Here is a 2483-nt window from a genome sequence, read left to right as displayed (position 1 = left end):
TTGTTTCATATAATGAATTTAGTTAGTATAAATTTGGTAAAAGAATATAAGGAGAACCGTATATGGTTGGAGAACGATTAAAGGAGTTGAGACTTGAGAAGGGATATTCTATAAGTGAATTAGCTGAGTTAGCAGGAGTTTCAAAATCATACTTAAGCTACATTGAACGTGATGTACAAAAAAATCCCTCGCTTCAATTTTTAAAGAAGATTGCTTCAACACTTGAAATAGATGTTGAAGATTTATTAGGCTCAACGTCAGGAAGTCAATCGAAGGAATTTATTTTAGATGATGAATGGAGCAGGTTACTAAACAAAGCTATTGAAGAAGGAATGAGCAAAAAAGATTTCGAAGAGTTCCGTGACTATTTAAAATTCAAAAAATGGCAGGAAGAGAAAAAATAAGAGGACAAACTTATTCAGGAGGACAAGGTCAAAATGGATAATCCAGAGAAGAATATTCAATTAGTAGATTTAGACATTGAATGGGTAGAATTAATAAAAGAGGCAAAACAAATTGGATTGTCATTTGATGAAATTCTCCTTTTTCTTCAAAATGGACATGCTGCAAAATAAGCAATTAAATGACTTAGGACCTCTCGAATAGTGAGAGGTCTAACCAAAGTATTTCACTTTTTCTAACTGATATGCTATCTCCATCCTCTAACCATTCGACTTTTTGTTTCCCACAATAATGAATGATTATTTTCCGTTCTCCTAATAAGATATAACACCACTAAGTATAGATCTTAACAGATTGGAAAAAATAAGTAATAAGGGTGGTGTTTATATTGAAAAGGTGGGTTTTTTGTATTTCTTTTTTATTAGGATTTACACTCACACAAGGATTTGAATTAAGTCACAGTCTTGCTGCTTCCTCTGAATCTTGGGAAGATGTTGCTGTTAAAGAAACAAAAAAGAGGTATCCGCTATCACAGGTATTGTTTTCTCAAAAAATATGGGATAAATCTAAAAAAGATATTACAGTCAAACAATATCGTCTTACATTAAGAGAGGGCTTGCAAGACTTTGCCGTATATACTACGATCACATATGATTCAAATTCTGGAAAAATCAAAACAGTTCAAGTAATCCCAGAGGCATAAAAACATCTTTCTCAATAAATTTTCATTGGAAAAAGGCAAACTTTTTAATTGGTTTGCCTTTTTCCAATGTCTAATTATTTCACTCATTATTTTTCTGTTTTTTTACAAACAATTTTATTGAGAAAGGTAAAACGCCAAACCACCTATTTGTATAGAAGGTCGACGATGTCTCGCCTAACTTTTTCTCCTCTCGTTGTTGCTTTCTCGTTTCCTTTGGAGTATCCATAAATTTTACGATTTGTTGAGTAAGATACTTAACATAATCATTTGTAGACAAAATCAAAACTCCTTAATTATAAGTTTCTGATTTTAGTTATGACCAATTTCTACCTTTTTTAATCGTAAAATCATGTCTTTTACAATCTCAGCTATACTTTTGTTTCCTGTTTCAATTTTAATAGTGCAATCTTCATAAAATGATTTGCGTGATAGATATAATGAAGCAAGCTGTTGTTTCGACTTTTTACTTGCAATCGGGCGATTTGGATCAGCATGAATACGCTCATATACCACGTCAATCTCAGCATGTAGTAAAATTATTTGGCCGTTATTTTTCATTAGTTCACGATTTTCTCTCTTAATGACTATGCCGCCACCAGTAGTTATGATGACATTCTCACTAGGAAGAGTTTTTAAAATTTCAGTTTCGAGTTCACGAAAATACGCTTCTCCATATTGTTCGAAAATTTGTTTAATCGTTAAGCCTTGCTTTTTTTCAATCTCTTTATCTGTATCAATGACAGGTAAACTTAGTTCGATTCCAAGCTGTTCCCCTATAGTCGTTTTACCTGCTCCCATAAACCCAGTTAAATATATTGCCTTCACCAAAAATTCCTCCACGGTTTTCTTTAACAATAACATAATCTTTAATATTCAGACCATACAATCATTTCATTTTTCGCGATATCGTATTGATATTTTGCCGTATAGTCTTTATTTTTTAATGTAGTGCATTTCAACTGAACCTCATATATTTCGGGTGATACCTTCACAAAGGAATACGATATTTCACCAATGCTTGTACTTTTATAAATAGTCTTCTCATTATCAGCCTCTGTTGCTTGTAACTGTTTTAATGAATCTTCCACTGCTATGAGCATTAACTGATCAACAATATAGTATTGCTCAGTTTCACTATAGAACTTTTTTTCACTAATTGCTGCGGTTGAAATATAAGTAATGATCAGTAAGCAAAAGAAAATAACAACCATTGTTGTTGGTAAGATAAATCCTTCATCTTTTCTCATACTTTCAAATCCTTAAATATTCGAAATATATGTTCATAATCTTTCCCAAAATTACTAAAGACTTTTATTTTTATCCCATCTTCTATTTTATTTAATTCAATATCTTTTACTCGAAATAGATAGATTTCATG

At 31.6% G+C, this 2483-nt stretch carries 6 protein-coding genes; 3 read left to right on the top strand and 3 right to left on the bottom strand.

The window, feature by feature from the left end:
* The first annotated feature begins 62 nt into the window (after nucleotides 1-62).
* From HU235_RS23435 to HU235_RS23425, 3 genes are all read left to right on the top strand, one after another.
* Nucleotides 63-404 carry a helix-turn-helix domain-containing protein gene (locus HU235_RS23435; RefSeq protein ID WP_095299829.1) on the top strand — a complete coding sequence of 114 codons (342 nt, stop codon included), beginning with the start codon at nucleotides 63-65 and terminating at the stop codon, nucleotides 402-404.
* Between the two features lie 33 nt (nucleotides 405-437).
* Nucleotides 438-575 carry an anti-repressor SinI family protein gene (locus tag HU235_RS23430; protein WP_095299828.1) on the top strand — a complete coding sequence of 46 codons (138 nt, stop codon included), beginning with the start codon at nucleotides 438-440 and terminating at the stop codon, nucleotides 573-575.
* Between the two features lie 215 nt (nucleotides 576-790).
* Complete coding sequence (locus tag HU235_RS23425) at nucleotides 791-1105, top strand: DUF3889 domain-containing protein (protein WP_174881774.1); 315 nt, start codon at nucleotides 791-793, stop codon at nucleotides 1103-1105.
* A gap of 79 nt (nucleotides 1106-1184) precedes the next feature.
* Here the strand turns inward: HU235_RS23425 and HU235_RS23420 are convergent, their stop codons facing one another.
* From HU235_RS23420 to comGG, 3 genes are read right to left on the bottom strand one after another with little or no spacing between them, the layout of a single operon-like run.
* Nucleotides 1185-1382 (bottom strand): YqzE family protein, encoded by a 198-nt coding sequence (locus HU235_RS23420; RefSeq protein ID WP_174881773.1) that lies wholly within the window; start codon nucleotides 1380-1382, stop codon nucleotides 1185-1187.
* 32 nt (nucleotides 1383-1414) lie between these two features.
* Nucleotides 1415-1930, bottom strand: a complete 516-nt coding sequence (locus HU235_RS23415) for a shikimate kinase (protein WP_145581501.1) — start codon at nucleotides 1928-1930, stop codon at nucleotides 1415-1417.
* Between the two features lie 41 nt (nucleotides 1931-1971).
* Nucleotides 1972-2352, bottom strand: a complete 381-nt coding sequence (gene comGG / locus HU235_RS23410; RefSeq protein ID WP_095299824.1) for a competence type IV pilus minor pilin ComGG — start codon at nucleotides 2350-2352, stop codon at nucleotides 1972-1974.
* Between the last annotated feature and the right edge of the window lie 131 nt (nucleotides 2353-2483).

The sequence above is a fragment of the Metabacillus niabensis genome, from assembly GCF_902829255.1.
In the GTDB taxonomy this organism is placed as follows: domain Bacteria; phylum Bacillota; class Bacilli; order Bacillales; family Bacillaceae; genus Metabacillus; species Metabacillus niabensis.
This window is presented reverse-complemented; position numbering and strand designations above follow the sequence as displayed.

What these genes read in the sequence shown, in the direction of transcription:
- HU235_RS23435 (WP_095299829.1), top strand. Translation starts at nt 63, where the DNA reads ATGGTTGGAGAACGATTAAAGGAGTTGAGACTTGAGAAGGGATATTCT.
- HU235_RS23430 (WP_095299828.1), top strand. Translation starts at nt 438, where the DNA reads ATGGATAATCCAGAGAAGAATATTCAATTAGTAGATTTAGACATTGAA.
- comGG (WP_095299824.1), bottom strand. Translation starts at nt 2,352, where the DNA reads ATGAGAAAAGATGAAGGATTTATCTTACCAACAACAATGGTTGTTATT.